This window comes from Nonomuraea sp. PA05 (assembly GCF_008086045.1).
GTDB classification, from domain to species: domain Bacteria; phylum Actinomycetota; class Actinomycetes; order Streptosporangiales; family Streptosporangiaceae; genus Nonomuraea; species Nonomuraea monospora.
In genome coordinates this window covers 23,601-50,333 of sequence record NZ_VSEY01000019.1, presented here as the reverse complement: position 1 = coordinate 50,333, position 26,733 = coordinate 23,601, and the positions used below count along the sequence as shown (strand labels likewise).

The following is a 26,733-nucleotide window of genomic DNA, read 5'->3' as shown; positions in this document are numbered from 1 at the left end:
GATCATGGACGTCAAGCCCGCCACCAGGCAGGAAGGGCTGGAAGCGGTCCTGTCCCGGCCGCTGCTGGAGAGCATCTGGAAACGCCGGACCCACCGCGTCAGCCGCGGCGCGGCCGTGCCGGCGGGGTCGATGAGCTACCGGTCACCGCACCCGCCGATGCCGCTGACGGAGCTGGAGGAGGCGCTGCTCATCGCGCTCACCGGCTGCTCCGGCCTGACCATGCCCGACCGGCCGTTCGAGGACCCGCGGGACGGCGACCCGATCATGGCCAAGCCCAACCTCACCATGGCCGGCCGGACGGCGGGCAGCCCCGACAACGCGCAGGGCACCCACTTCTTCATGATCAACGACACCGGCACGTACTACCTGAGGAAGCTCCCGCCCGCCCCGGACCTGCCCTTCACCGCCGACGCGCTGATCGAGCGGGCCCGCCAGGCCAAGGTGCGCGTACTCGGCCGCCGGCTCGACGTGGCCGAGGGGCGCCGGGACTTCCCCGCCTACCTGGACGCGAACCGGTTCCTGTCCAACCTTCCCGGCACGACGATCTTCCTGCCCGTGGTGGACCTGTCCCACCAGTACATCAACTGCCTGATGTTCCTGCTCACCCAGCCGGAGGGGGCCAGGCCCGCGTTCGTCGACGACCGCAACCTCTACCGCCTGGCGGGCGTGGCCAAGTGGGTCAAGAACGGGTTCCTCAATCCGGACATCAAGGTGCCGCTCGGCGCCATGGGGACGATGCGCGTCCAGATCGAGGCGGACCTGCTCGTGCAGAACCTGATGCTGGCCGCCGACGCGATGGGGCTCGGCGCCTGGATCCACGGCACGATCCATCCGCAGATCATGCTGGGCGACCCGAAGTTCTCCCGCGCCTACGGCCGGATGCTCGGCTTCGACTTCGTCACGCCGCGCTTCCGCCCCGCCGACCTGCTGCGCTGGCACGTGCCGCTGCCGAAGTACGCCACGCTGCGCTCCCACCCGGTGGGCCTGCGGGTGGACGGCGAGCATCTCATCAAGGCCGCCTGCCCGCCCAACTTCCCGTCGATGGAGGCGGCCGTGGACAGCGTCGTGCGGGCGAAGTTCGGCCCCGGCGGGATCTACACCGACGAGAAGACCTTCGGCCACATCTACAAGGGCGACTACGGGCGGCGTTACCTGGCCGAGGCGAGCGCGTACGAGCAGGAGGTGATCGACTGCGCGCGGGACGTCTGCGTCTACATCCACCGGACGCACGGCCGCTTCCCCGCCCACGCCGACGCCATCCACGTGCCCGGCATCTGGCTGCAGGCCCATCACGTCGAGACCGAGTACTACGAGCGGTTCTTCGCGAACGGCACGACCGACGCGCACCAGCGGCACGCCGCCCGCTGGCACGGGGAGGAGGCGCGCCCATGAAGGTCTACGAGGCCATCGTCGCCGGGCTGGAGGACGTCGGGGTGGAGGCCGCCTTCGGCGGAGCGGGCGAGAACGCGGCGGGCCTGATGCTGGCGCTGAAGCACTCGCGACGGATCCGGCCGATCATCACCCGCCACGAGCAGGCCGCCTCCTTCATGGCCTGCGGGTACGCGATGTACAGCGGCAAGCTGGGCTTCTGCTTCGCCACGGCCGGCCCCGGCGCCTTCAACCTGTTCTCCGGCCTGGCCATGGCGATGTCCGACTCCTACCCGGTGCTGGCCGTCTCGGGATACGCGCCCAGGAAGTGGCAGGGCTGGGGCTCGCTGAACGAGACCTCGGGCCTCGGCGGGACACCGGACTCGCGGGCCATGTTCGCCGCCACGACCAAGAAGTCCTACCTGCTGGAGTCGGCGGAGGACACCTTCGCGGTGTTCGAGGAGGCCGTCAACACCGCCTTCGAGGGGCGGCCCGGCCCCGTGCACATCCACGTCCCCCTCGACCTGACCGAACGCGGCATCGAGGTCGAGCGGACGCGGCCCGTCCGGCTCGACGTCGCGCCGGTCCGGCCCGACCCGGCACGCGTCGAGGAGATCGCCTCGGTGCTCGCGGACGCCATGGAGCAGGGCCGGCGGATCGTCGTGCTCGCCGGGTTCGGCGCGGTCCGCAGCGGCGCGGGCCCCGAGCTCAAGCGGCTGGTCGAACGGTTCCAGATCCCGCTGCTGACCACGCTCGACGGCAAGGGCATCGTGCCCGAGACGCATCCGCTCGCGCTGGGGGTCTTCGCCGACAGCGGTCACGCCAGCGCCTGGAAGGCGTTCCGCGAGGCCGACGTCGTCCTGTGCGTCGGCAACTCCCTGAACCAGCACGCCACCTTCAACTACCGCCAGGACCTGTTCGACGGCAAGGTGCTCATCCACGTGAACATCTGCGAGATCGAGTTCCACAAGGCGTACCGGCCCGATCACGCGCTCCTGTCCGACGCGCGCCCGGCGGTGGCGGCCCTGGCCGAGGCGCTGGAGCGGAAGGTCGGCGACGTGCCGGCCGCCGACGTGACCGGCAAGGACTACGAGGCCAGGCACATCATCCACCTGACCGGCAGGATCCACCCGGGGGAGCTGGCGCAGGCGATCGGCCGGCTGCTGCCGGCGCGGGCCGTCCTCCTCGCCGACGCGGGCGCCCACCTGGCGTGGCTCGGCTACTACGTGGACGTCGAGGAGGGCCAGAACTTCCGCAAGGCCGGCTCGTTCGGGCCGATGGCCGGGCACGTCAACGGCGCGATCGGGGTGAAGGTCGCCCAGCCCGATCGCACGGTCGTGGTCGGCTGCGGCGACGGCTGCTACGCGTTGTCGGGCTTCGAGCTGATGACCGCCGTGGAGCACGACATCCCCGTCATCTGGATCGTCTTCGACGACGAGGAGTTCAAGCTGATCAAGCTCTACCAGCTCTCCGAGTACCTGGAGACCGGCCTGGTCGAGTTCCGCAACCCGGACTTCGCCGCCTACGCCAGGGCGTGCGGGGCGGACGGGTACCGGGTGGAGACGCTCGGCGAGTTCGAGGACGCCTTCCGCGCGGCGCTGGGCTCTGGCCGCCCCACGGTGATCGACGCCAGGATCACCCGGTGGGCGATCCCGCACTACAGCCCCTCACCCGATGGGGTGATCGCCGGCCTGGTGGAGACGGTCGAGGACCGCCTGCGCGGCCAGGACGGCATCAGGCGCAGGTGAGCAGCACGCTGGCCGGGCGGTGATCGGTGGCCCGCCGGTCCCGCGCGGATCCGTCGCCGTCGAGCTGTGCCGCCCAGGCTTCGTGCTCGATGCGGCCGGACCCCGGCACCTTGGCCAGCGCCGAGCCGCCGTTCGTCAGGCCGGGCGACAGCAGGATGTGGTCGAGCAGCACGTGCCGGTCCGGCTCCTTGGTGACGAAGTCGTCGAACACGGCGCTGAAGCGCTGCTCCTCCTCGACGTCGGCCTGGGCGTGGCCGAACAGCCGCTCCGGCTCGTACGGCGAGCCGACGAGGATGTCGGTGACGTTGTGCGCGAGATAGAACTCCTCGAAGTAGTCCTGGCCGGGACCGTCGTTGAGGTCGCCCAGCACGACGGTCGCCGACTCCGGCTCGCTCTCCAGGCGCCGCTCCATGGCCCTGCGGATGCGCATGGCCTCGTTGGCGATCCGCCGCCTGTTCCGCAGCGCGGCCTTGACGAACTCCAGGCGCCGCGCCGGGTCCTGCCACATCTGGCGGCCCCGGTTGATGAAGTTCGACTTCAGGTGCGCGACCACCACTCCCAGCCGGTTGCCGTCCACCTCGGCCTCGCAGCACAGCGGGTTCCTGGTGAAGGCGTACTCGTTGAGCGTCCCGTCGCCGTCCACGTCGGCCATCCACGGGTCGATGAGCGGCCCGGCCTCCGACGAGGGCGTCAGTGAGAGCGCCACCCGATCGGGCTTGAACAGCAGGGCCGGCTTCTGGCTCCCGCCGGAGTCGCCGAGCACGAAGTCGTAGGCAGGGCGGCCGTTCACGGACAGGTATTCGTCGATGAACAGCCGTAGCTCGGCCGGTCGGCTCGGCGCCTCCACCAGCGCGACGACGTCCGCGTCGATGGCCGAGATCAGCCCCGCCAGGCGGCCCGCCGCCTCCGCGGTGACCCCGTGCTCGCCGTCCTTGGAGAACTCCGGCACGAAGGCCGCCGTCTCGGCGTCGGCCGTGAACCAGTCGTTCATCCACTCGCCGTTGACCGTCGTGATCTTGAGATTGGTCATGGCCGTGCGCCTCCGTTCCTACGCCACCCGTCCGGCCGGCGCCTGCAGCGCGGCCCCGATCGGGTGGGCCACCTCGGGGTGGGCGAGGTACTCCTCGATGTCGTGGGCCTTGCCCACCGGATTGGCGACGGCGACCTCGTCGGGGCCGTCGCTCCAGCGGTCGATCAGCGGGCACCCGATGGCGACCGGGTCGATGGGACACCAGGCGTTGAACCAGCGCGACACCCGGTCAGGCCGGTGCGGGCCGCCGGCGAGCAGCCGCCGGTGCACGCCGTCGAGCCCCAGCGGGCTTCCTGCGGTGACGAGCAGCTCGACCTCCACCGCCGGGTCGAGCCGGGTGAGCAGGTCCATGGCCACCACCGTGCCGAGGCTGTGGGTGACCAGCACCATGCGGCCGGCGCGCGGCAGATCCTTGAGCACGCAATCCAGTACGGCCTCGCGGACCTGCTGGTCGTCGAGGTAGGCGGCGACGTCCGCGAAGATCGCGGCGATGAGCAGGCGATCGAGGTCGGTGGTGTCGGCGAGCCAGTTCAGCCCACGCCGTACGGAGTCGCCCAGCCCTTCCCTGCTTCCCGGCCCCGGCATGCCCGCTCGCCCCGCCGCCTCGACGATCAGCTCCTCGTACAGCCGCCGCGTGGAGCCGGGCGCCGGCGCCACCGCCTCGACCGCTGTGTGCGGCGAGCGCGGGAGTGCCTCCATCGGGCGCATGGCCTGGAGCAGCCGTTGCGCGTAGTAGGGGAAGCAGACGTCGGCCGGCGCGATCGTGTCCAGCCCCGCCCTGGTGAGCCCGCCGTTCAGCCCGGCGGCCCAGTCCCGGCGCAACACCTCGGGGATTCTCTCCTCCTGACCGCGGCCGTGCAGGAAGACCACGTGCCTGGATCCGCCGAAGGCGCCGGGGGCGGCGGGCAGGCCGGCGCGCTGGGGTGTGCTCCGCGCGTCCGCCTCGACGACCAGCCGCCCGTCCATCGGAGGGGCGGGCACCGGGACGGTGACGGCCGCGAGACCCGACTCCGGCCCCATCTCCGTCAGGAAGGCGCGCATGGCCTCGCCGAGGGGCAGGGCGGCCAGGTGCTTGAGGATGACGCTGATCCGCACGCCCTCGTTCGAGACCCAGTCCACGGCGTCGTCGCCGTCGCCCTCCCGCCACGGCTGCCCGTCGCGGCGCAGGATCCGTCCCTGGTCGTCCGTTCTGGGCACGCCGCTGTGGTGCAGCGCCGTGACCTCCCACTGGTCGTTGAACACCGGCGAACCGGAGCTGCCCGGCTCGGTGTCGGTCTGGTACTGGAGGAAGTCGTCCAGCCGCGCCTCCAGCCGGTTCTCCCGGATGGAGATCTCCTTCAACCGCCCGCTGGGGTGGCCGATGATGTTGACCGGCTCGCCGATGACCAGCTTGCCCGTCTGGACGCTGAGCCGGTTCCAGCCGAACGTCTCCCCGGCCTGGCGGCCGTCGGACCCCGGGCTCACCAGCACGAGGGCGAAGTCGAGTGCGCTGTCGGCGACGAAGAACTCGCCGGGGTCCAGCACGAACCGCCTGGAGATCTCAGGCGTGTTGTCCACGGTGACCTGGGCGTCGAACTCCACGATCACCGAGGCGGCCGCCGCGGCGTCGGGCAGCACGTGATGGTTGGTGAGCAGCAGCCTGGGGGAGACCAGGAAGCCGGTGCCGATCGGGATCTCGCGGCCGTTCTCGGCGACGGAGATCCGGGCGACCGTCCGCGCGGCCCGCGCCCCTCTGGGCAGGAAGCTCCACGACTGCAGGTCCTTGGCCACCCCGAGGATGCGTTCGTACATCTGGGGCTGGTCGAGGGCCTCGGTCCTGGTGGCCTCCAGCGCGGCCTCGACGGGCAGCCCGTTGCGCTGGATGAGGCGGGCGGTGCGGGCGGCCAGCATCTCCGGTGAATCGGGGAACGCCTCTCCCCGCTCGCGCCTGCGCCACGTCTCGTCGCGTTCCGAGCCGCTCCAGCGATACCGCTCGGCGGCGGCCCTGGTCTGCCGCGCCCTGCTTTCGCTGACTTCCGTGGATATTTCCATAACAGTTCGAATGTGTGCGCCGTTTCGCGGGACCGTCCAGATGTCCAGCGGTTTATTGACTGCTGGTTGACTCATCTTTCAGGTCATTAAAATTGTTATGGAGATGGCTTATTGTGCGTTTTCTGGTCTTCCGGTCCGTCGTGGCTACCGTGAGAAGCGAGGAGAGAGGGGACCCGCATGGGTAACGTCGTCGACTACGTCTCCGTCGCCTCCCTGGACAGGCCGGGCCAGCACCTCACCGAGGCCGAGCTCGCCCGCCTGGAGGAGCTGACGGCGGCGGCCGGGGATGACGAAGGGTAGACCCGCCTGTCCGGCGGAGCGGGAGGTGCCGCTCGCCGAGGCCGCACGGCGCTCGGTGGCGGCACTCGCCGCGCTGGGCCTGCGGGCGCAGCTCGTGGACATGGGCGGTGGTCGTGATCCGGCCGCCTGGTGGTGCGGGCTCCTGAGCCGGGCGGGCTCCGCGCCCGTCGCGTGCGGCATGGGCAAGGGCGGCCGGGACGAGGCCCGCCTCGGTGCGCTCTTCGAGGCCATCGAACACCACCTGACGGGGCCCGCCGGATTCGACCCCGGCACCGTGGAGGCCGCCGCTCCCGCCGCGCTCGCCGCGGGGCCGTTGCGGGCCGACGCCTGCGCGCCGCTGCTCGAACCCATGCCCGGACGGCGGATGGCCTGCCGGCGATACCGGGCCCTCGACGGCGGCGGCGACGTGCTCGTGCCGCTGTTCCTGTCCGCGCCCTGGTACCTGGAGGCCGGGGCCGCGCCGCTGCGCGAGCGGGCCTGCGACGACAGCGACTACGCCCAGCTCGCGCGCTACAGCTGCAACAGCGGCTCGGCCGTCGGCGTCACCGCCGCCGAGGCGGTGCTGCACGCGCTCAACGAGGCGATCGAACGCGACGCCCTGTCCCTGCTGCTGGTCCGGGCCTTTCTCTGCGGGCGCGGGTTCCGGCCGAGGCTCATCGACCCGGAGACGCTGCCGCCCGGCGTCGCGCGGGCATATGCGGTGGCGGCGGAGCTGGCCGAATCCCCGGTGCACCTGCTGGACATCACCAGCGATCTCGGGGTGCCGACCATGCTGGCGTACACGGCTCCCACGTCCCGCCGCCCGCACCGGCGTGGCACCGGCACCTCGCTGAGCCCGTCCCATGCCGCCTGGCGCGCCCTCACCGAGCTCGTCCAGACCACGCTGGGAGGGGGCGCTCGCGGTGATCCGGCCGGGCTCGGTGCGCACCCCGCCCTGGCGGCCTGCGGGCGGTTCGAGCTCACCGGCGCCCTGCGCGGGGCGCTCGTGGTGCCCCTTCCCGCCGCTGAGCCGGCGGTGGGGACGCCCGGCGCGCATCTGCGGGTGGTGTCCGCGACGCTGGCGGCGCGCGGCCTCACGGCCTACGTCAGGACGGTGCGCGTCCTGCCTGGAGGCGTGGTGGCCGTGCACGTGATGGTGCCGGGCCTGGAGCGGTTCATGCTCGTCACGGACGGCAACCTCGTCGTCCCCGGACCCAGGGGACGGGACGCGGCGATGGCCTTCCACCGGCGTGGCGAGGTTTCCGGATCGCTTCCGCGCGATTGGCATTCCGCTGGATGACCCGGCCCGGTTTTGCCGCGCGCGTGCATTCAGCGACCCCCTTTCTGTAGGCCATTGCTCGCATACTGGATTTATGTCTGGGCAATATGCGCAGCGGAAATCAAAAGCCGTCGGAGCGCTCGTCTGGGGCGTTCTGCTGCTGGCCGCGGCTGTCGCGATTCTCGCCGTAGTGACGAAGCAGTCCGTCTCTCAGGGAGTGGCGCCGGGAATCACCCAGCTCGTGGCGACGGTCGGCAGCGTGATCGCGCTGGCGGGCGGTCTGCGCGGTCTTCTGTCCTGGTGGCATGAGTGCCGGGCGCCCGCGTGCGCCCCCACCTCCGCCGGCATCGACACCGCGAAGGACATCCTCGCCGGGCTGGTGGCCGAGCAGTGGCGCGAGGAGACGGTCCTGCGCTCGCTGGGCGATCCTGAACCCATGCCGCTGCCCTGGCGGGCGACCGGGCGGCGTGAGCTCGTCGACCACCCTGAGATCATCGCCAAGGGCGCCGTGGCCTTCCCCGGCCTGCCGATGCACATCAGGGACATGGCGTCCGGATTCCGTGCCCTGCCCTGCCGCCGGCTGGTCATCCTGGGTGGGCCGGGAACAGGGAAGACGACCCTGGCCGTCCAACTGGTCCTCGAACTGCTCCGCACGCGCGAGCCGGGCGAACGCGTCCCTGTGCTGGTGTCGGCCGCCCGCTGGGACGAGCGGGCCCATCCGCGCATGCAGGACTGGCTGGCCTCGTTCCTGGCCATGGACTACCCCGCGTTGCGCGCGGACGCGCTCGGCCCCGGCATCCCCGAGGCGCTGGCGGCCCGCGGCGAGCTGCTGCCCGTCATCGACGGGCTCGACGAGCTGCCCGAGCACGCCCGCACCGACATGCTGCGCGCGCTCAACCGCTCGATGTGCGAGAACGACCAGCTCATCCTCACGTGCCGCACCGAGCAGTTCGCCGAGTCGGTGGACGAGCTCGGCGACGTCCTGACGGCGGCGGCGGTCATCGAGCCGCAACCCATCGACGCCGTCGCCGCGGCCGGCTACCTGGCGGCCTGCCTACCACCGGTCCCGCGCCCGGCCTGGTCAGAGGTGCTGGAGTCGCTGCGCACCGGCGCCGCCCCCGCCCTGGCCCAGGTGACCTCGACGTCCCTGGGCCTGTGGCTGGTCCGCGTGACGTACATCGCCACCCGCGCGGATCCGGCGCCGTTGCTGGCGTACGGGCGAGGCAGCGCCGCCGAGTTGCACGACCACCTGTGCGACGAGCTGATCCCCGCCCTGGTGAGCACGCGCCCGCCTGCCAACGGCACCGCGCAACCCTTCCGCCCGCAGCACGCGTGGACGCCGGAGCAGGTCGACCGGTGGCTGACCTATCTGTGCAGGGAACTGTCCGCGAGCGAGGCGGACACGCGGGACCTGGCGTGGTGGCACCTGGCCCGCTACACCCGCAACTGGCCGGTGCGATGGTGGAGCGGCATCGCGGTCGGGGCCGTGGCCTGCGTGGTCTACACCGTCCTGGGCGGCACCCCGGCTGTCGGCGCGGCGTCCGGTGTGCTGGTCATGCTCGTGATCGTGCTCGCGACCGGTTCCTGGTTCAGGGAGACGCCGGGGCACGTGGACTTCCACCTGCGCCGAGGGCTCTTCAACCTGGTCCGGGTGCTGCCCGCGGGGATTCTCGTCGGCGCCCTGGGCGCGGGCATCGGGTGGCTGACGGCCACCCCGTTCCAGGGCCCAGAGATCGGGATGAAGGCCGCGACGGAGGTCGGGCTGCTGTCGGGCATCGGGTTCGTCGTCGTGCAAGGTCTGATCCGGTGGGTGGAGCGGCCGGCCACGGACGCCAGCGCGAGATCCCCCCGCTCCACCTGGCGGGCGGACCGTAACCTGACGGCGATCCGGATCGGAAGCGGGCTCGCCGTCGGGGTCATCGGCGCCTTCATCGCGTGGGGATTCAAGTTCAACCCCGTCGCGAGCCTCGTCGGCGGGCTGGTGGGTCTGCTGTTCGGGCTCATGCTGGGCAGCCACCACGCCTGGCTCGCCTACAACCTGACCGTCCCCCGCCTGGCCACCAGAGGCAGCCTGCCGCTGCGCGCGATGGACTTCCTGGACGACGCGCACCGCCTGGGCCTGCTGCGCACGGAGGGGCCGTACTACCAGTTCCGGCACGTCGAGCTGCAACAGCACCTGGCCCGCGAGCTGGCGGAGAAGAAGAGCAGGCACCGGGAGCCCGTACCGCTTTCTTGAACGAACGGGAAACGAACGGGAGGAGAGGGCCATGGGTGAGAGATACAGCGTGCTGCGCGACATGAGCGGCGTACGCACGGCAAGTCCACTGGAGTCGGCGCGGACGGGCGGTGCGGCGCCGCCGCAGGCGCTCGCCGCCGGCAGCGAACCGCACGTGGAGGTGGTGGAGCTCGGCAAGCACGAGCTGCGTGAGGTGGCACGCGACCCGGAGGTCAGGGCGGTGGCGCCGGTCATGCCCACTGCGCTCATCCAGCCGGTCGAGGACGAGGCAGACGAGCGGGCGGAGGCCGGGGCGAGCGCCGCCACGGCCACGTGGGGCGTCAAGGCCGTGGGCGCCGACGTCACGACGCGGACGGGAGAGGACACCGTCGTGGCCGTCCTCGACACCGGCATCGACGCCGCCCACCCAGCCTTCGCCGGGGTGACCCTCCTTCAGGAGGACTTCAGTGGCTCAGGCGTGGGTGACAAGCAGGGGCACGGCACGCACTGCGCCGGCACGATCTTCGGCCGGGCGGTCGAGGGCACGCGGATCGGCGTCGCTCCTGGGGTGACCAGGGCGCTGATCGGCAAGGTGCTCGCCGACGACGGGAGCGGCGACACGGAGGGGCTGCTGCGCGGCATGGAGTGGGCGCTGAACCAGGGCGCCCAGGTGATCTCCATGTCCCTGGGGTTCGACTTCCCCGGCATGGTGCAGCGGATGGTGGACATGGGGCGGCAGCCGAGGTTCGCCACGTCGCTCGCCCTGGAGGCGTACCGGGCGAACCTGCGGCTCTTCGACGCGCTCATGCGGATGGTGGCCGCCCGCGGGGCGGTCGGTCCCGGCACCGTCGTCGTGGCGGCGGCGGGGAACGAGAGCGAGCGCCAGAACGGGCCCGAGTTCGAGATCGCCGTGTCGCTGCCCGCCGCGGCGGAGGGGGTCATCGCGGTCGGTGCACTGGCGGAGTCGCCCACGGGCAACGGGCTGGTCATCGCGCCGTTCTCCAACACCTTCCCGCAGATCAGCGCCCCGGGGGTGGGCGTGGTGTCCGCGCGGAACGGGGGAGGCCTGCGCTCCCTGAGCGGTACGAGCATGGCCACGCCGCACGTCGCGGGGGTGGCGGCGCTGTGGTGGGAGGACGTGCTGAAGTCGCCGCTTCCTGCGGCCTCGTCCACGGTCGTCGCACGCTTGCTCGCCTGCGCCGCCGTCAGCCCGCTGGCGTCCGGCGTGGACGTGGCAGACAGGGGCGTGGGCCTGGTCAGGGCGCCATAGCGGAGCGGTCCCGCACCAGGTCGTGGGCCTGGTCCGGGCGCCATGGCGGAGCGGGCCCGCACCAGGTCGTGAGCTTGGTGCGGGCCCGTGCGCGCCCGAAGCGCGGGTCAACTCTCTGGCACAAGGGCGCAAAGCGCCATATAACCTCTCCCACATGACCGGATCCCTCCTTGAGGTGATCGCGCTCAACGTGCGCGACGCCGTGGCCGCCGAACAGGGCGGCGCCGACCGGCTTGAGGTCGTGGCCGACATGGCGGCCGACGGGCTGACCCCCGCCCCGGAGACGGTCGCCGCGATCGCCGCCGAGTGCCCGCTCCCGCAGATGGTGATGCTGCGCTGCGACGCGAGCTTCACGGCCGACCCCGACGTCGTCGAGCGGCTCAGCCGCGACGCCAAGGCGCTGAAGCAGGCCGGCGCGGCCGGGTTCGTGTTCGGTTTCCTCGACGGCGCGGGAGCCGTGGACCTGACCGCCACCGAGGCGCTCATCCACGCCGTCTCGCCGCTGCCGTGGACGTTCCACCGCGCCGTCGATCACGCCGCCGACGTGCAGGCCGCCTGGCGGGCCGTGCGGCTGCTGCCGAACCTGGCCACCGTGCTCACCTCGGGCGCGCCCACCGGCGTGGGCGACGGCCTGCCCGTGCTGAAGGCGCGCGCCGACGCGGGTGACGGGTCGATCGTGCTGGCCGGCGGCGGGTTGCGGCCCGCCCACGTGCCCGCCCTGCTCGACTACGGCATCCGCGCCTTCCACGTCGGCTCGGCCGTGCGGGCGAGCTGGTCGGACCCGGTCGAGTGGCGTCTGGTACGCCAGTGGCGGGCCCTGGTGGAGCGCGACTGAGCCGGCCGGGAGTTCAGGGCAGGGCGGCGTCCGCGCGGCGCAGGGCGGCCGCCAGGGTGCGGATCGTGGCGGGCTCGTCCATCACGCCGCCCCCGGCCGACCGGCGCTCCTCCCAGGCCAGCACCCGCTCCCGGTACGACTCGTACCGCGCCAGGTGGAAGGCGTACACGGTGGCGAACCGGCTCACCAGATGCGACGGGTGCATGTCCCACCCCTGGTAGAAGCCGTGCCGCAACGAGTGGCGGACCAGCTCGGCGTGCCGCCGCCACAACCCGTGCACGTCCCCCGCACGGTCGGAGGCGGGCGAGGCGGCCAGGGATCCGTCCGACAGCTCCACCCCCGTCCCCGCGAACGCCGTCTGCATGACGTGCCGCGCGTGGTCGCAGGCGGGATGGTCGAGCCGTTGCTCGTGCGGCGGCAGCCCCAGCGCGGCCGTGTAGTCGAAGACGCCGAAGTGCGCCGCCGCCAGCCGCCCGCCCAGCGACTCGTTCAGATCGCCGCGCAGGAACGGCAGCGTCTGCGGCGCCTCCACCTGCATCTCGAACCGCAGTCGCGTCCCGAGCCCGCGCTCCAGCTCCTCCAGCACGCTCACGAACTGCCCGAGGTAGGCCTCCATCAGCACCTTGGGGAAGGTCACCGTGAACCCGCCGGGCAGCTCACCGACCTGCCCGGCCACCCCGGTGACGAACCCGTGGAGGGTGCGCGCCGACCGCTCGGGGTCGCCGTCGGCGAACGACTTCACCCGGGGCCCCCACCGCCTCGGCAGCGTCCCGGCCGCGTGCATCGCGGCGATCGCCTCGACGGCCTGCGTGACGTGGCCGTCCTCGACGGCGCCCGGCCGCACGCCGTAGCCGTCCTCGAAGTCGACGCGCAGGTCCTCGACCGGCTCGGTGGACAGCTTGCGCAGTAACATCTCGTGCACCACGGCGGCGAGCCCGGACGGCACGCCGAAGACCTCGGCCACCTCGCCGGGCCCGGCCAGGTGGGCCTTGAGCAGCGACAGCGCCTGGTCGCCCCATTCGGTGACGGTGCCGGCGGAGAAGCGGTCGGCCGGCACGTACACGGTGTGCACGGGCTGCCAGCCGGGCCTGGCCTCGGGATAGCGGGCCTGCTGCAGCCGGTACGCCTCGGCGAAACCCTCAGGGACGGCAGGCACGGAGCATGGCCTCCAGTCCGACGAGCTTGACGCGTTCGCCCCGGCTGAGCGACTGGGCGAGCTCCGCCTCGGCCGCCTCGATGGCCTGCCACTCCTCGTAGGTGATCGGCCGGACCCCGCGCTCGGCGAGCAGCACGTCGATGCCGCCGGAGCCGACGCGCTCGCCGCCGTCGAGGTCGGCCAGCAGCGTGCGGACGGTCTCCGCCGCGTCGGACTTGTTGGTGCCGATCACCCCGGTGGGCCCGCGTTTGAGCCAGCCCGCCACGTACTCGCGGTCGCGCACCCGCCCGGCCTCGTTCGGCACGGTCATGGTCCGCTCGGAGAACGGCACCCCGGGCAGCGGCACGCTCTGGTAACCGACCGAGCGCAGCACCATGCCGACCGGCAGCGTCTCGTACTCGCCGGTGCCGACCACGCGGCCCTCCTCCGACAGGCGGGTGCGTTCGAGCTTGAGCCCCTCGACCCGCTCGGCACCGAGTATCTCGACGGGCCGCATCCAGAAGCGCACGTCCAAGCGGCGCGGGCGGCCCACCGGCTCCCGACCGGCCCAGCCCTGCAGCACCTTGATGTTGCCCTGCACCTGGCGCGGGAAGTCACCGCCCGGCACGACGGCCTCGTCGGGGCGCACGCACACGTCGGCGTTGGCCAGCTCGCCCAGCTCGCGCAGCTCCTTGAGGGTGAACTTGGCGTGCTCGGGGCCGCGCCGGCCGACCATGTGGATGGCCTTCACCTCGCTCTCGCCGAGCCGCTGCAGCACCTCGTGCGGCACGTCGGTGGCGCGCAGCTCGTCGGCCGTCTTGGCCAGGACGCGCACGACGTCCACGGCGACGTTGCCGACGCCGATCACCGCGACCTCGGAGGTGTCGAGCGTGAACCGGCCGGGATCGACGTCGGGGTGCCCGCAGTACCAGTTCACGAAGTCGGTCGCGGCGACGCTGCCCGGCAGGTCCTCGCCGGGGATGCCGAGCTTCCTGTCGACCATCGCGCCCGTGCAGTAGACGACCGCGTCGTAGACGCCGAGCAGGTCCTCGACCGACACGTCGGAGCCGAGGCGGACGCCGCCGAGGAAGCGCACCTGGGGCAGCTCCAGCACCTTGCGCAGGTAGTTCGCGATCGACTTGATCGAGGTGTGGTCGGGCGCCACGCCGTACCGGACCAGCCCGTACGGGGTCGGCAGCCGTTCGACGACGTCGACCTCGACCGGCTCCGCCGACTGTTTGACCAGCGCCTCGGCCGTGTAGATCCCGGCGGGGCCCGACCCGATGACCGCCACGTGCAACGTCACGCCGCCTCCCTATGCCGGTCTCCGTGCGACACGTCCCACCAGACGTAACCGGCCAGTGTGATCGATGTATCCCCGGTCGCCGGTGCGGATGAACCCGTCCTTGGCGAATACCGCATGATCGGGGCTCCTGCCAACGTAACCGCTCATGACGGCTTCCGAGCGGAGCAGCACCTCTCCGTGGTCCTCGTCGGGCAGCGCGCGGCCCTCTCCGTCCCTGATGGAGACGTTCACGCCGGTGCGCGGCCTGCCCACGCTGAGCTCCGCGTCCTCGGGCGGGTCGTCGGGCGCGGTGCCGAGCCCGAGCCCGGCTTCCGTGCAGAGGTAGCGGTTGCAGACGGGCACGCCGTATCTGGTGCGCAACGCCCTGATCAGCGCCGGGGTGGCGGGGGCGCCGCCGGCCAGGATGAGGGTCAGCGCCGGCAGGTCCTCGCGCAGGTCGAGAATGCGCGACAACTGGTACGGGGTGCCCTGCAGCACCCCGATCTTGTGGTCGCGCAGCACCCGCAGCGCCGCGTCGGGGCTCCACTGGGGCACGACGTGGCAGGTGCGCCCGGTCTGCAGGACCACCGGCAGCCGGGTGACGAAGCCGAGCTGTCCGAGCGGGTGCGGCACCAGCCTGGCGTCCCCGGTGCCCCACCGGAGCCCGGCCCCGTGGGCGCGGATCGCTTCGAGCTGGCGGTTGCCGAACACGACCCCCTTGGGCGGCCCCGTCCTGCCCCCGGTGAACGTGATCACCACCGGCCGGGCGGGGTCCGGCGGGAACGGCGGCGGAGGCGGTTCGGGCCTGCGCAGGCCGGTGAGCCGGACGGGGTCGTAGGTCAGCGGCGAGCGCCGGCCCCGGTCGGTGGGCAGCGTCACCACGTCCAGCCCGGTCAGCGGCGGCAGCACGCTCGGCGCGGTGATCACGATGGCCGGGTCCAGGCTGGCCAGCAGGCCCAGGCGCTCCACCCCGATCCCGGCGGTGACCGCGCCGATCTTGGCCGCCGCCACGTAACAGATCACGAACTCCGGCCCGTCGGGCAACGCCAGCACCACGACGTCGCCGACGCGGGCGCCACGATGGGCGAGCCCGGCGGCGACCTGGTCGGAGAGCCGGTCGAGGTCGGCGAAGGACAGCAGGGCGGAGCCGGTGACGACGGCCGCGCGCCCCCCGAACCTACGTGCGGCCTCACCGGCGAGCAGGCGCAACATGGCGGCTCCCGGACGAAGGGCGTGCCTCCACGCTACTCCGCTACGTTTCGTGACGGCGCAGAATGACCTTGTCCACCTTGCCGTTGGCGTTGGTCGGCAGCGCGTCCAGCACCACGATCCGCCGGGGCACCTTGTAGCCGGACATGTTGGCGCGCGCCCACACGAGCAGGGACTCGGGGTCGGCCGTCACGCCGGGCCTGGGCACCACGTACGCCAGCCCGGACTCGCCGGAGACCCTGTCGGGCACGCCCACCACCGCGACCTGCGCCAGCGAGCCCTCCCGCAGCAGCAGCGACTCGACCTCGGCGGGGGAGACGTTGAACCCGTTGACGATGTACAGGTCCTTCTTGCGGTCCACGATGGCCAGGTTGCCCGCCTCGTCCAGCACGCCGACGTCGCCGGTGTGCAGCCAGCCGTCCGCGTCGATCACCTCGGCCGTCCGCTCGGGCTCGTCCCAGTAGCCGCGCATCACGCCGTAGCCGCGCTGCAGGATCTCGCCGCGCTCGCCGGGCGCGACAGGCTTGCCGTCGTCGTCCACCACCGCCACCTCGATGCCCGGCACGGGCCTGCCGGTGGTGTTCGCGATCACCTCGATGGGGTCGCCCGCCCTGGTCATGGAGACGACCGTGCCCTCCATCAGCCCGTACGCGTTGATCATGCGTCGCAGCCCGGCCTGCTCGACCAGCCGCCTGATCAGGCCGGCCGGCACGGCGGCCGCGCCGCAGATGGCGACCCGCAGCGACGAGACGTCCCAGGAGCCGCGGTCCAGCTCGTCCAGCATGCGGTGGAACAGCGTGGGCGGCCCGGCCAGCACCGTGACCCGCTCCCCGGAGATCAGCGACATCAGCCCGTCCGGTGTGAAGGCCGCGATCGGGATCATCGTGGCGCGGCGCAGCACGCAGGCGACGAGCCCGGCGTTGAGCCCGAACCCGTGGCTGAACGGCGCGATCACCGGGTAGCGGTCGTGCTCGTCGAGGGCGACGATCTCCGACCAGTCCCAGTAGCCGCGCAGCACCTGGGAGTGGTCGATCATCACGCCCTTGGGCGTGCCGGTGGTGCCGGAGGTGGACATGATCTCGCACAGGTCGCCGGGCCGTACGGCCAGCGCCCGCTCCTCGGCCTCCTGGACGGGCGCCAGAGCGCCGCTCCCGACCTCGGGCACGACGTGCCGCAGGCCGGGCAGCGCGGGCAGCAGCGCAGCCAGGGAGTCCTCCGCGACCAGCACCTCAGCGCCGGTCCTGGTGAGGAGCTGGGCGGCCTCGATGCCCTTGTAGCGGGGCGACAGCGGCACGAGCACCGCTCCCGCGTCCCAGATCCCGAACGCGTGGACCACCCAGTGGGACGAGTTCACCCCCCACAGCGCCACCCGGTCACCCGGCCGCACACCGAGCGCCGCGAGGCCGCGCGCGACCCGCGAGGCCGCCTCGCGCAACCCGGCGAGCGTCAGCCGCGGGCCCGCGGGATCGGCGATCACGACCTGGTCCGGATGGCGTGCGGCCTGGTCGCGCAGCATGCGGGGGAGCGTCCCCCAGCCCGGCATCGATCCCATCGGCTGCCCCCCTTAGGTGATGAGCGCCCGGTCCCTGCCGAGGTGGTGGCCGCGCAGGTCGTGCACGGTGCCGGGCGCGGGCGTCTCGGAGACCTCCTGGGCGATCTCCACGGCGATCGACACGGGGGTCAGCGCCCGCACGGCCTGCTCGATCCGCGACTTCCACATGGGGTTGCCGACCAGGCTCCGCCGGGCGAACGTCACCGTGAGCGCCGCCGTGTCGAGCGTCCCCTGCCGGCTGATCGCCAGCTCCCACCCCGCCACGCCGTCGATACGCGACAGCGCCTTGTCGATGCGCGGCAGTGCCAGCCACACGCCCCTGACCAGCACGTGCTCGCCCACCGTGTGGGCCGGCGCGGGGATGCCCTCGCCGTCCGCGGCCCTGGCCACGAGCCCGGTGCGCAGCACGGCGTCACCGAGCGTCGAGTGCGCCGCCGGGGTGACGACCAGCTCCGCCGGCCCGTCCCCGTCCGGGGGGCCGTCCTTGGCCAGGGCGGCCAGCCCCAGCACGCCGTCCGCCAGCGGCCGCAGCGGCTCCTCCTCCGCGCCGCGCCAGGCCAGCGCGCCGCCGCTGAACGGGCTGGCCAGCACCTCCGTGACCGTCGCGCCGAACTCGCCGGCCAGGTGCCCGAGCGTGCGCTTGGCGGCGATCTCGCCGGTCAGCACGATGTTCCTGAGCCCGAGGTCCAGCGGGTCCAGCAGGAACTCCAGATGCAGGCGGGCCAGGAAGTCCATCGCGCCCGTCGGGGTCGCGACCAGCGTGGTGGCCTTCAGCGCGCTCAGCGCGTGGTGCAGGCGCATCCGGCCGCGCGGATCCACGCGGGCGGCGGCCTCCGCCACGTCCGCCGCCGCCGACGTCCACAGCGCGCCGGCCGGCTCGGCGAGGGCCACCACGACGCGGTCGCGCTCGCCGGCCCCCGCCTCGCGCAGCGCCGCCCCCGTCAGGCCCGCCGCCGCCGTACGGTCGCCGGGGGACAGCGGGAAGACGCTGGACACGTCGGGGGAGACCAGCAGCAGCCCGGTGGCCGAGCCCGCGGCGGCCCCGAGGTCGTCCCGGGTCAGCCAGCGTGCCATCAACGCATCACGTCCTTCATGAACAGGGAGATCGACTCGCACACCCGCTCGTGCGCCAGGCCGCCCACCTGCGCCTGGATGATCAGGTCCGTCGCGCCCGCCTCGGCGATCCTGGCCAGGGCCTTGCGCGAGCCCTCCACGTCGTCCACGACCACCATCAGGTGCTCGCGCAGCGTGGCCATCGCCTCCTCCGGCGGCAGGCCGGCGGCGAGCTGGCCGAGCACGCGGTGGGTGGCGTGGCGGGCGTCGTAGTAGTCGGGCGGGGTGACGAGGTTGACCTGGCGGCGGATGTACCACAGGACGGGGTCGGCGGCCGTGGCGGTGGCCTCGTCGCGGGTGGGGGCGACGTGCCAGGGGATCATCAGCGCGACGCGGCGGGTGGCCGGGTCGTAGCCGTGTTCGGCCAGGCACTCCCGGTATCGCGCGATGTCGGCGGCGACGTCGTCGATGCCCTTGAGCATGGTCATGCCGAGCAGGTTGTAGCCGTGCCTGGCGGCGGCCAGATACCCCTCCAGCGAGGTCGAGGCCACCCAGACGGGTGGGTGGGGCCGCTGGGCCGGACGCGGGTAGACGGCCACGTCGGGGATCTCGAAGAACTCGTTCGACCGGCTGACGGGCTCGCCGTCGGCCTGCCAGATGGCCAGCGTGGCCTCCAGGGAGTCCTCCCAGATCTGCCGCGACTTCTCGAACGGCCGCTGGAAGGCCTGGTACTCCAGCGGGGACGCGCCCCGCCCGGTGCCGAACTCGACCCGGCCGCCGCTCAGGACGTCCAGGGTGGCGACGCGTTCGGCCGTGCGGATCGGTGACTGGAACGGCAGCAGCACCACCCCGAGCCCCAGGCGGATGCGCTCGGTGCGCTGCGAGATGGCGGCCAGGACCAGATCGGGGGCGGAGGAGTGGGAGAAGCCCCTGGTGAAGTGGTGCTCCACGAACCAGGCGGCCTCGCAGCCCAGCCGGTCGCCCAGGACGACCTGATCGATCACGTTCTGGAACGCCTGCTGCTCGACCTCGCGGGTGCGACCGCGTACCTCCAGCTCATACCCCAGGCTGATCCGTAGGGACGACGTCATCGCGCCTCCGGCGAAGTAGGAAACCAAGCGCTCGCTTGGTAGAGCGTATCAGCGGCAAAGACTTGCGGGAAGGGCGCGGCGGCGATCAGAGTGGATGCCTGTGAAGCGAAAGCACGCGTTGCGGCGGCCGAAGAGCGGCACGTCTCCGGACCAAGGCGACGACCTCTCGCTCACCAGCGCCCGCCGGTACGAGGCGTTCGGCCGCGTGATGGCCGCGCTGGCCTCCGAGGCCGAGTTCATCGAGTCGTGCCGCGACCTGACGTGGTGGCGTGGAGCCGACCACAGCTGGCACATCGAGTGGCGCGACGGGCCCTACGCGTCGGAGGTGGCCGACCTGCTGGCCGATCACGTCCGCGACCCCGACTACGACGGCTCCCTCGTCACTCGCGCGGGGCCCTCCGACGGTGCGTCGGCGGTGCTCGACGTGATGGGCGTGCGGTTCGAGCTGCGGGCCGTCGATCCGATGGGGCGGGCGGGGGTTCGCGCGCGGCCGGGCCTCTGGCGGCTGGCCGAGGCCCTCGACACCACTCGCCGCACCAACACCCGCCACCCCTGGGAGGAACTCCTCGGCGGCTGACCCTGTGGTCAGCCCGTGCCGAGGGCGTGCGCGGCCAGCCGGGCACGGTGATTCTGCGGCGGCCCGAAGAGCTGCGCGTCCGAGGTCGCCCGCTTGAGGTACCGATGGGCGGGGTGTTCCCAGGTGATCCCGATTCCCCCGTGCACCTGGATGTTCTCCCCGGCCGCCATCAGATAGGCCTCCGTGCAGTACGACCCCGCGACGGCCGCCGCCACCTCGTCCTCGGCCGCCGCCCCCGCCGCCGACCGGGCCGACTCCACCAGCAGCAGCAGATCGGCCAGCTTGTGCTTGATCGCCTGGAACGACCCGATCGGCCGCCCGAACTGGTGCCGCCGTCCGGCGTGCTCGACCGCCATCTCCAGGCACCGCTGCGCCCCGCCCACCTGCTCGGCCGCCAGCGCCGCGATCCCGAGGTCGCGCACCCGGCTCCACGACGCCCCGTCGCCCAGCCGCCGCACCCGGACGCCCTCGAAGTCGAGCCGCCGCAAGGGCCGGCTCTCGTCCATGGTCACGTGCCGCGTCCGCCGTGTGGGCACGGCCTGCACCAGAGAACCGCCGGCGTAGGCGAGCACCAGCTCACCCTCCAGCGCGTACGGCGCCACCCCCGTGAGCACGTCCCCGTCGAGCCGCAGCTCCCCGTCACCCGGCAGCACCACGGTCGCGCTCGCGCCACCCGCCAGCTCCTCCAGCAGCTCGTCCGCCCCGCAGGCCGCGGCGGCCTCCACCGCCATGACGGCCGACTGCAGGAAGGGGTGGGGTGACAGCACCCGCCCCAGCTCCTCCGCCACGGCCGCCATCTCGGCCGGCCCGCAGCCCGCGCCGCCGTGCTCGGCGGGCACGAGCAGCCCGGCGATCCCCACGTCCCGCGCGAACGCCTGCCAGGGCGCGCCGGGACGGCCGGCCAGATAGTCGCGGACGGCGGCGCGAAGCTCATCGGCGAGTGCCACGCGTCAGATCATAACCAAGCGATTGCTTGTTTTTGAATGGACATGACCGAAATTTGCCTTTTTTGTATGGTCACATAATCTGGATGTGGTCATCCCCAGACGATTCACGGGGAGGGGTTGACCAGGGAAATGGACATGAACAACACCACCATCGACTACGCCGACTTCGCCGAATACGACCGGCGTCAGCGCGCCATCGAACGCCATTTGCTGGCGGCCTTCGCCGGAGGCCTGGCCGTCGGCTTGACCGGCATGCTCATTTCCGGAAACGGCCCCGCCTGGCTCGGCCAGATCTACGACCCCTACGCCTATCTCACCCTCTCGCTGATCGTCGGCGCCACCGCGTCCGGGTTCGGCTGGGCGCTGGTGACGACGTTCCTGGCGGCGGTGTCCACGCTGGTGGCCGCGATGGGCGCGGGCGCGCTGCGCGGCCGCGAGGCCTTCGACGTGATCGGCGGCAGCGCGGCCGGGCTCAACTGGACGCTCGCCCTGCTCGTGGGCCTGGGCCTGCTCGCCTACGCCACCCGCAGGAACGACGGCTGGGGCGACGTGGCGGCGGGTGCGGTCGGCGCGGCACTGATCGCCGACGTGGTGGACCGGGCGACGCCCGGGTTCATCGACAGCGACCAGTCGTTCTGGCCCGGCCCCGCGGTGGCGGTCGGGCTGGCGTCCGTGGTGCTGGTGCTGGGGCTGCGCAGGAACGCGCGGGGACGAGTGCGGGCGCTGGCGGTGTCGGCGGTGTTCGCGGGACTGTTCACGGTCTGCCTGGCCGCCTTCGTCGCCGGTTGGGTCCCCCTGGCCGTCTGAGCCCGCCCGGATAAGCCCGAGCGCGGGGCTCCTCCGACTCGATAGCCTGTAGTCCTCCACATTCGGGTTCGAGCAAGGAGTAGCCGTGTTGCTGCGCATGTCGTCGTTGTTTCTTCGCACCCTGCGGGACGACCCGGCAGACGCGGAAGTGCCGAGCCACAAGCTCCTCGTCCGAGCCGGCTACGTCCGCCGCGTCGCGCCCGGGATCTACTCCTGGCTCCCCCTCGGCAAAATGGTCATGGAGAACGTAGCGAAGATCGTTCGCGAGGAAATGAACCGCATGGGCGGCCAGGAAGTGCTCTTCCCCGCCCTGCTGCCCCGTGAATACTACGAGGCGACCGGCCGCTGGACCGAATACGGCGACACCCTGTTCCGCCTCCAGGACCGCAAGGGCGCCGACTATCTCCTCGGTCCCACCCACGAGGAGCTCTTCACCGACATGGTCAAGGGCGAATACTCCTCATACAAGGACTATCCGGTCACGCTTTACCAGATCCAGACCAAATATCGCGACGAGGCGCGGCCCAGGGCCGGCATCCTGCGGGGCCGTGAGTTCCTGATGAAGGACTCCTACTCCTTCGACCTCGACGACGACGGGCTCAAGCGCTCCTACGAGCAGCACCGCGAGACCTACATCCGCACCTTCGACCGCCTCGGCATCACCTACAAGATCGTCTTCGCGACGTCGGGCGCGATGGGCGGTTCGGCGTCGGAGGAGTTCCTGGCGCCCACCCCCACCGGCGAGGACACGTTCGTCGCCTGCCACTCCTGCGGCTACGCGGCCAACGCCGAGGCCGTCGTCACCACCGCCCCCGCCGCGCGCTCCTTCGACGACCTGCCCGCGCTGCAGGTCATGGACACCCCCGACACCCCGACCATCGAGACGCTGGTGTCGTACGTCAACGAGCACCACGGCCTGTCCGTCACCGCCGCCGACACGCTGAAGAACGTCGTCGTCAAGGTCACCACGCCGGGCTCCGACAAGGTCGAGACGCTCATCATCGGCGTGCCGGGCGACCGCGAGGTCGACTTCAAGCGCCTGGAGGCGTCGCTGGCGCCCGGCGAGCCCGCCATCTTCGAGGCCGCCGACTTCGCCAGGCACCCCGGCCTCGTCCGCGGCTACATCGGTCCGCAGGTGCTGCGTGAGCTGGGCATCCGCTACCTCGTCGACCCCCGCGTCGTCACCGGCACGTCCTGGGTGACGGGCGCCAACGAGCCCGGCAAGCACGCCGCCAACGTGGTCGCGGGCCGCGACTTCACCCCCGACGGCACCATCGAGGCCGCCGAGGTCCGCGCGGACGACCCCTGCCCCCGGTGCGGCTCCGGGCTGTCCATCGACCGCGGCATCGAGATCGGCCACATCTTCCAGCTCGGTCGCAAGTACGCCGACGCCGCCGGCCTCGACGCGCTCGGCCCCGACGGCAAGCCCATCCGCATCACCATGGGCTCCTACGGCATCGGCGTCTCCCGCGCCGTGGCCGTCATCGCCGAGCAGGCCCACGACCAGCTCGGCCTGGTGTGGCCGCGCGAGGTCGCGCCCGCCGACGTGCACATCGTCGGCACCGGCAAGGAGAACCAGGTGGAGGCCGCCCTGGAGCTGGGCGCCGAGCTGGAGTCGCGCGGGCTGCGCGTCCTGGTCGACGACCGGCCGCAGGTCTCGCCCGGCGTCAAGTTCAAGGACGCCGAGCTGCTCGGCCTGCCGACGATCGTGGTCGTCGGGCGCGGGCTGTCGCAGGGGGTCGTGGAGCTGCGTGACCGCGTCTCGGGCGAGAAGTCCGAGATCCCGCTCGCCGAGGCCGCCGACCGCATCCTGGCCGCCGTCAACGCCTGACCCTCCCGTACGGACGGAGCCCTTCCCGCGCGGGGAGGGCTCCTCACCGTCGGGCGAGGATCGCGGCGAAGAAGTCCTTGACCGGCCCGAGCAGGAGCATCGGCTCGTGCCCCACACCCGGCACCACGTCGAACCGCACGCCGATGCCGTGCTCCTCGAAGTTGTCCCGCAACGCCGTCAGCCGCTCCACCCGCGTCACCCCGAACGCGTCGGCGCCCTCCATCCAGTTGGAGTCGCCCGGGTTGTTGATCTCCCACGTCTCCACGTCGGCACCGCCCACGATCATCTGCACGGGAACGTTCCGAAGCTCCGCCACCCCCGGCGCACGCCCGAACTCCTCCTCGAATCCCAGCAGCCCGACCCACCACGGGCTGTCCCGGTCGATGTAGGTGATCCGTCCTGGCGCCCCGATGGACACCCCGGCCAGCCGCTCGGGATGCAGATAGGCGAACCGGTGCACGAACTGCCCGCCGCCAGAGAACCCGTGCAGCAGGAACCGTTCCGTCCGGACGTTGAAACGCTCGCCCACCTCCTCGACCATGGCCAGCAGGGCCAGATCGAAGCGGATGTCGCCGTACCGCAGGAACTTGAAGTTGTGCAGGTCCTCCGGATCCCGCCCGATGCCGGCCGGGAACAGCGGCGCCAGCACCAGACAGCCGTGCTCCTCGGCCCACCTCGCGAAGTTGTCCCGGTACTGCGGGCCGCGCCGCCCCGTCCCGTGCTGCAGGACGACCAGGGGGAGGGGCTCGCCGTCCGGGGCGTGCGCGGACGGCACGTACAGGCAGTAGGAGAACCTCTGGTCGTGTCTGGACGCGAAGACGGTCGTGGCGCCCGCCGAATAGAAGCCGGTCGGATGCCTGACCACGTGCAGTTCCTCAGCCATGAGGCGACAGCCTGCGGGAACGCGGGCAGGTCCACAAGCCGATTGACGCCTACGCGGTAACCTGCAGAGTGGCCGTCACGCTCATCGTCGACACCCCCGGCACCCGAGACCCGTCTGACGCCTCCACGACCGCCGTGCCCATCGCCGTCCAGCAGTCTCCGCTGGCCGAGCTGTGCGCCTGCCTGCACGCCCTCGACGAGCCCGGCCACCACCCCCTCAGCGCGGGCTGGGTGGCCAGGGCCCACGCGCGGCTCGACGCGGGCCTGCTGGCCACCGCCGCCGCCTGGGCGCCGCTCTACGGCGCCTTCCGCGCCCGCTACCTCCTGCCGCTCTCCGCCGGTCGGCGACGCACCCTGGATGACGAGCTGGGCGAGGTGGCCGAGCTGCCCATCGGCGACTTCGTGGCCATGACCGTGCAGGCGCTGATCGGCGTGAACGAGACCGAGCTGGCGCCCCGCCTCAGCGACGAGACCCTGCACAGGCTCCGGCTGATCTCCTCCAGCCGCCAGGAGATCGGCGGCCGGCTGCGCGCCGACCCGCACGCCGTACGGGCGCGGCTGCTGGACTTCCTGGCCGCCTTCGCCCGCGCCGCCTTCGCCGCCGAGTGGCCCGCCCTGCGCCGCACCCTCGACCACGACGGCGCCCTGCGCGAACGTGACCTGCGCAGAAGGGGCGCCCTGACCCTGTCCGGCCTCCCGACCGCTACGGCGGGCACCCCGTCGGGGCGGCGCCTGCACGTCGTCTTCGACAAGCTCTACAACGCCACCGCCCGCGTCACCGCCGCCCGCCCCTGCCTCCTCGTCCCCACCGTCCACGGGCGGCCCCACTTCGTCATCAAGCACTACCCGGGCTATCCGGTCGTCATCCAGTACAGTGCCGACGCCGCAGAGACCCCCAGCCTCGACACCGCCCGGCGCCGCCTGGCCGCCCTCCAGGACCCGACCCGGCTGCGGCTGTGCCACGCCATCCTGCGCAACCCGGTGGCCACGTCCGAGCTGGCCAACCAGCTCGGGATGACGGCGCCGCAGGTCTCCCGCCACCTGCGGCGGCTGCGGGAGGCGGGGCTGGTGCACACGCATCGTCGCGGGCCGGTCGTCTACTACCAGCTCGACGCCGACGCCGTGCAACGCCTCGGCCCGGACCTCCTGTCGATCCTCTACCACTGACCGCCTCACACCAGGCGGAGGCTCAGCCGCCGGCAGAGCCCGCCGACGGCGAAGCAGGTGGAGACGCCGCCACAGGCATGCCGGGAAACGCCGCCGGCGGATCAGGCTTGAAGCTGTACGCCCGGGTCACCGCCTGCTGCATCACCGCCGCCGCATGCTCCCGCACCTTCACGTCCCGCGCGGACACCAGCTCCAGATAGGCCGCCGCCACCCCGTTCTCCAGCTGCACCGCCAGCTTGACGGCCAGCTTGGCGTCGGAGGGAAAGAACGGCAGCGCATAGGACGCGTCAGGCTCGGCGGGCCGCCCGCCACGCGTCGTGATGAGGGTGCGGAGCCGATCGCGCTGCGCCCGGTGCGCGTCGTAGGCCGCGCTCATCCGCCGCCGGACCTCCCCCGAGGTGCGCGCCGCCAGCAGCCCGTACGCGAACACCGCCGCGTGCTCGGCGGCCAGGGCCTTGCGCAGCTTCTCCATGTCGTCGGCAGAGCTCACCGAGAACCTCACAGGGACTTAGGAAGGGCGACGGCATGGGCGGCCTCGCAGGCCCCGATGCTGGCGATGAGCTGGGCCACTCCGGGTGAGACGCCGCCGAGCTGGCGTGGCCGCGCGGCGGCGGCCTTGCGCTCCAGCTCCCGCAACCGCGACAGCGACGCCTTGACGGGCGAAGCGGCAGGGGAGGGCGAGGCGGAGGCGGAGGTGGAGGGGACGTACTTGCGCAGCTCGTCCAGATGCGCCTGGTGCCGGTCGCGGAACGGCCCCAGCTTCTCGGCCCCGCCGCTGATCAGCGACGAGTAGAGCGCGATCGTCCGCTCCTTCTCCGCGATGAGCCCCTTGAGCAGCACGGTCTCGGGCGAGTCGGACGGCGGGGCGGCGGTCGGCCGAGCGGGCCCGGAGTCGCTGCAGCCGGTCAGCGCGGCTGCCCCGCCCGCCAGCAGGGCCCCGCCCGCCAGCAGGGCCCGACGGGAGAGCTGACGCGCGCGCACGGACTCGAACCTCCAGGTGTCACCGGCCCGTTGGGGCCTCGGTAGCATCGTACGGCCAGTGCCCGCGATCGCCGTCCGGCGACGCTCCGCCATTCGACCGCGACGAGTGGCGCTCTTTCCGTGCCCTCATACGGATAGGGTGTCAACTGTCGTCGCTGGC

Annotated in this window: 23 protein-coding genes; 11 read left to right on the top strand and 12 right to left on the bottom strand. The window is 72.4% G+C overall.

Going from position 1 to position 26,733, the window contains the following annotated elements; translation table 11 throughout:
- Window positions 1-4 precede the first annotated feature (4 nt).
- Window positions 5-1,393, top strand: coding sequence for a hypothetical protein (locus FXF51_RS28285; RefSeq protein WP_148437716.1), 1,389 nt, complete (start codon window positions 5-7; stop codon window positions 1,391-1,393).
- Window positions 1,390-3,117 (top strand): thiamine pyrophosphate-binding protein, encoded by a 1,728-nt coding sequence (locus tag FXF51_RS28280; RefSeq protein WP_148437715.1) that lies wholly within the window; start codon window positions 1,390-1,392, stop codon window positions 3,115-3,117. The genes FXF51_RS28285 and FXF51_RS28280 overlap by 4 nt, the downstream gene beginning before the upstream one ends.
- On the opposite strand, the gene FXF51_RS28275 is transcribed toward FXF51_RS28280, so the two are convergent.
- Window positions 3,104-4,147: an endonuclease/exonuclease/phosphatase family protein gene (locus tag FXF51_RS28275; RefSeq protein WP_148437714.1), complete on the bottom strand. Its 1,044-nt coding sequence runs from the start codon at window positions 4,145-4,147 to the stop codon at window positions 3,104-3,106. The genes FXF51_RS28280 and FXF51_RS28275 overlap by 14 nt on opposite strands.
- An 18-nt stretch (window positions 4,148-4,165) precedes the next feature.
- Window positions 4,166-6,178 (bottom strand): trypsin-like serine peptidase, encoded by a 2,013-nt coding sequence (locus tag FXF51_RS28270; protein WP_148437713.1) that lies wholly within the window; start codon window positions 6,176-6,178, stop codon window positions 4,166-4,168.
- A gap of 177 nt (window positions 6,179-6,355) precedes the next feature.
- On the opposite strand from FXF51_RS28270, the gene FXF51_RS62805 reads away from it, so the two are divergent.
- From FXF51_RS62805 to FXF51_RS28250, 5 genes are all read left to right on the top strand, one after another.
- The gene (locus tag FXF51_RS62805; protein WP_262379893.1) at window positions 6,356-6,478 is read left to right on the top strand and encodes a hypothetical protein; all 123 of its coding nucleotides are present in this window, start codon (window positions 6,356-6,358) and stop codon (window positions 6,476-6,478) included.
- The gene (locus FXF51_RS28265; RefSeq protein WP_148437712.1) at window positions 6,465-7,757 is read left to right on the top strand and encodes a YcaO-like family protein; all 1,293 of its coding nucleotides are present in this window, start codon (window positions 6,465-6,467) and stop codon (window positions 7,755-7,757) included. The genes FXF51_RS62805 and FXF51_RS28265 overlap by 14 nt, the downstream gene beginning before the upstream one ends.
- Before the next feature lie 169 nt (window positions 7,758-7,926).
- Window positions 7,927-9,972, top strand: a complete 2,046-nt coding sequence (locus tag FXF51_RS28260; protein WP_148437711.1) for an NACHT domain-containing protein — start codon at window positions 7,927-7,929, stop codon at window positions 9,970-9,972.
- Window positions 9,973-10,003: 31 nt separating this feature from the next.
- On the top strand, window positions 10,004-11,221 hold the full coding sequence (locus FXF51_RS28255; RefSeq protein WP_148437710.1) for a S8 family peptidase: 1,218 nt from the start codon (window positions 10,004-10,006) through the stop codon (window positions 11,219-11,221).
- A 154-nt stretch (window positions 11,222-11,375) separates the two neighbouring features.
- A complete protein-coding gene (locus FXF51_RS28250; protein ID WP_148437709.1) occupies window positions 11,376-12,056 on the top strand; it encodes a copper homeostasis protein CutC in 681 nt (226 codons plus the stop codon).
- 13 nt (window positions 12,057-12,069) lie between these two features.
- Here FXF51_RS28250 and FXF51_RS28245 read toward each other — a convergent pair whose 3' ends face one another.
- From FXF51_RS28245 to FXF51_RS28220, 6 genes are read right to left on the bottom strand one after another with little or no spacing between them, the layout of a single operon-like run.
- Entirely contained in the window at window positions 12,070-13,212 is a 1,143-nt protein-coding gene (locus tag FXF51_RS28245) for a DUF6986 family protein (protein ID WP_148437708.1), read from the bottom strand.
- A complete protein-coding gene (locus FXF51_RS28240) occupies window positions 13,196-14,497 on the bottom strand; it encodes an FAD-dependent oxidoreductase (protein ID WP_262379892.1) in 1,302 nt (433 codons plus the stop codon). Before FXF51_RS28240 ends, FXF51_RS28245 begins: the two co-directional genes overlap by 17 nt.
- Window positions 14,498-14,506: 9 nt before the next feature.
- Complete coding sequence (locus tag FXF51_RS28235) at window positions 14,507-15,688, bottom strand: class I adenylate-forming enzyme family protein (protein WP_148437707.1); 1,182 nt, start codon at window positions 15,686-15,688, stop codon at window positions 14,507-14,509.
- 40 nt (window positions 15,689-15,728) lie between these two features.
- The gene (locus tag FXF51_RS28230) at window positions 15,729-17,237 is read right to left on the bottom strand and encodes an AMP-binding protein (protein WP_262379891.1); all 1,509 of its coding nucleotides are present in this window, start codon (window positions 17,235-17,237) and stop codon (window positions 15,729-15,731) included.
- 12 nt (window positions 17,238-17,249) lie between these two features.
- Entirely contained in the window at window positions 17,250-18,311 is a 1,062-nt protein-coding gene (locus FXF51_RS28225) for a hypothetical protein (RefSeq protein WP_148437706.1), read from the bottom strand.
- Window positions 18,311-19,381, bottom strand: coding sequence for an LLM class flavin-dependent oxidoreductase (locus FXF51_RS28220; protein WP_148437705.1), 1,071 nt, complete (start codon window positions 19,379-19,381; stop codon window positions 18,311-18,313). Before FXF51_RS28220 ends, FXF51_RS28225 begins: the two co-directional genes overlap by 1 nt.
- Window positions 19,382-19,475: 94 nt before the next feature.
- Here FXF51_RS28220 and FXF51_RS28215 point away from each other — a divergent pair, with 94 nt between their 5' ends.
- The gene (locus tag FXF51_RS28215) at window positions 19,476-19,958 is read left to right on the top strand and encodes a hypothetical protein (protein WP_148437704.1); all 483 of its coding nucleotides are present in this window, start codon (window positions 19,476-19,478) and stop codon (window positions 19,956-19,958) included.
- 8 nt (window positions 19,959-19,966) lie between these two features.
- On the opposite strand, the gene FXF51_RS28210 is transcribed toward FXF51_RS28215, so the two are convergent.
- Complete coding sequence (locus FXF51_RS28210) at window positions 19,967-20,905, bottom strand: acyl-CoA dehydrogenase family protein (RefSeq protein ID WP_148437703.1); 939 nt, start codon at window positions 20,903-20,905, stop codon at window positions 19,967-19,969.
- Window positions 20,906-21,040: 135 nt separating this feature from the next.
- On the opposite strand from FXF51_RS28210, the gene FXF51_RS28205 reads away from it, so the two are divergent.
- Together FXF51_RS28205 and FXF51_RS28200 are read left to right on the top strand one after the other, a co-directional pair.
- On the top strand, window positions 21,041-21,712 hold the full coding sequence (locus FXF51_RS28205) for a hypothetical protein (protein ID WP_148437702.1): 672 nt from the start codon (window positions 21,041-21,043) through the stop codon (window positions 21,710-21,712).
- An 85-nt stretch (window positions 21,713-21,797) separates the two neighbouring features.
- The gene (locus FXF51_RS28200; protein WP_187414611.1) at window positions 21,798-23,543 is read left to right on the top strand and encodes a proline--tRNA ligase; all 1,746 of its coding nucleotides are present in this window, start codon (window positions 21,798-21,800) and stop codon (window positions 23,541-23,543) included.
- A 43-nt stretch (window positions 23,544-23,586) separates the two neighbouring features.
- On the opposite strand, the gene FXF51_RS28195 is transcribed toward FXF51_RS28200, so the two are convergent.
- On the bottom strand, window positions 23,587-24,426 hold the full coding sequence (locus FXF51_RS28195; protein ID WP_148437701.1) for an alpha/beta hydrolase: 840 nt from the start codon (window positions 24,424-24,426) through the stop codon (window positions 23,587-23,589).
- A gap of 68 nt (window positions 24,427-24,494) precedes the next feature.
- Between FXF51_RS28195 and FXF51_RS28190 the strand changes: the two genes are divergently transcribed.
- Entirely contained in the window at window positions 24,495-25,592 is a 1,098-nt protein-coding gene (locus tag FXF51_RS28190; protein ID WP_222871507.1) for an ArsR/SmtB family transcription factor, read from the top strand.
- Window positions 25,593-25,614: 22 nt separating this feature from the next.
- On the opposite strand, the gene FXF51_RS28185 is transcribed toward FXF51_RS28190, so the two are convergent.
- Window positions 25,615-26,082: a ferritin-like domain-containing protein gene (locus FXF51_RS28185; RefSeq protein ID WP_262379890.1), complete on the bottom strand. Its 468-nt coding sequence runs from the start codon at window positions 26,080-26,082 to the stop codon at window positions 25,615-25,617.
- An 8-nt stretch (window positions 26,083-26,090) separates the two neighbouring features.
- Window positions 26,091-26,573, bottom strand: a complete 483-nt coding sequence (locus FXF51_RS28180) for a hypothetical protein (protein WP_148437700.1) — start codon at window positions 26,571-26,573, stop codon at window positions 26,091-26,093.
- Between the last annotated feature and the right edge of the window lie 160 nt (window positions 26,574-26,733).

What these genes read in the sequence shown, in the direction of transcription:
- FXF51_RS28285 (WP_148437716.1), top strand. Translation starts at nt 5, where the DNA reads ATGGACGTCAAGCCCGCCACCAGGCAGGAAGGGCTGGAAGCGGTCCTG.
- FXF51_RS28280 (WP_148437715.1), top strand. Translation starts at nt 1,390, where the DNA reads ATGAAGGTCTACGAGGCCATCGTCGCCGGGCTGGAGGACGTCGGGGTG.
- FXF51_RS28275 (WP_148437714.1), bottom strand. Translation starts at nt 4,147, where the DNA reads ATGACCAATCTCAAGATCACGACGGTCAACGGCGAGTGGATGAACGAC.
- FXF51_RS28270 (WP_148437713.1), bottom strand. Translation starts at nt 6,178, where the DNA reads ATGGAAATATCCACGGAAGTCAGCGAAAGCAGGGCGCGGCAGACCAGG.
- FXF51_RS62805 (WP_262379893.1), top strand. Translation starts at nt 6,356, where the DNA reads ATGGGTAACGTCGTCGACTACGTCTCCGTCGCCTCCCTGGACAGGCCG.
- FXF51_RS28265 (WP_148437712.1), top strand. Translation starts at nt 6,465, where the DNA reads ATGACGAAGGGTAGACCCGCCTGTCCGGCGGAGCGGGAGGTGCCGCTC.
- FXF51_RS28255 (WP_148437710.1), top strand. Translation starts at nt 10,004, where the DNA reads ATGGGTGAGAGATACAGCGTGCTGCGCGACATGAGCGGCGTACGCACG.
- FXF51_RS28250 (WP_148437709.1), top strand. Translation starts at nt 11,376, where the DNA reads ATGACCGGATCCCTCCTTGAGGTGATCGCGCTCAACGTGCGCGACGCC.
- FXF51_RS28235 (WP_148437707.1), bottom strand. Translation starts at nt 15,688, where the DNA reads ATGTTGCGCCTGCTCGCCGGTGAGGCCGCACGTAGGTTCGGGGGGCGC.
- FXF51_RS28230 (WP_262379891.1), bottom strand. Translation starts at nt 17,237, where the DNA reads ATGGGATCGATGCCGGGCTGGGGGACGCTCCCCCGCATGCTGCGCGAC.
- FXF51_RS28225 (WP_148437706.1), bottom strand. Translation starts at nt 18,311, where the DNA reads ATGGCACGCTGGCTGACCCGGGACGACCTCGGGGCCGCCGCGGGCTCG.
- FXF51_RS28220 (WP_148437705.1), bottom strand. Translation starts at nt 19,381, where the DNA reads ATGACGTCGTCCCTACGGATCAGCCTGGGGTATGAGCTGGAGGTACGC.
- FXF51_RS28215 (WP_148437704.1), top strand. Translation starts at nt 19,476, where the DNA reads ATGCCTGTGAAGCGAAAGCACGCGTTGCGGCGGCCGAAGAGCGGCACG.
- FXF51_RS28205 (WP_148437702.1), top strand. Translation starts at nt 21,041, where the DNA reads ATGAACAACACCACCATCGACTACGCCGACTTCGCCGAATACGACCGG.
- FXF51_RS28195 (WP_148437701.1), bottom strand. Translation starts at nt 24,426, where the DNA reads ATGGCTGAGGAACTGCACGTGGTCAGGCATCCGACCGGCTTCTATTCG.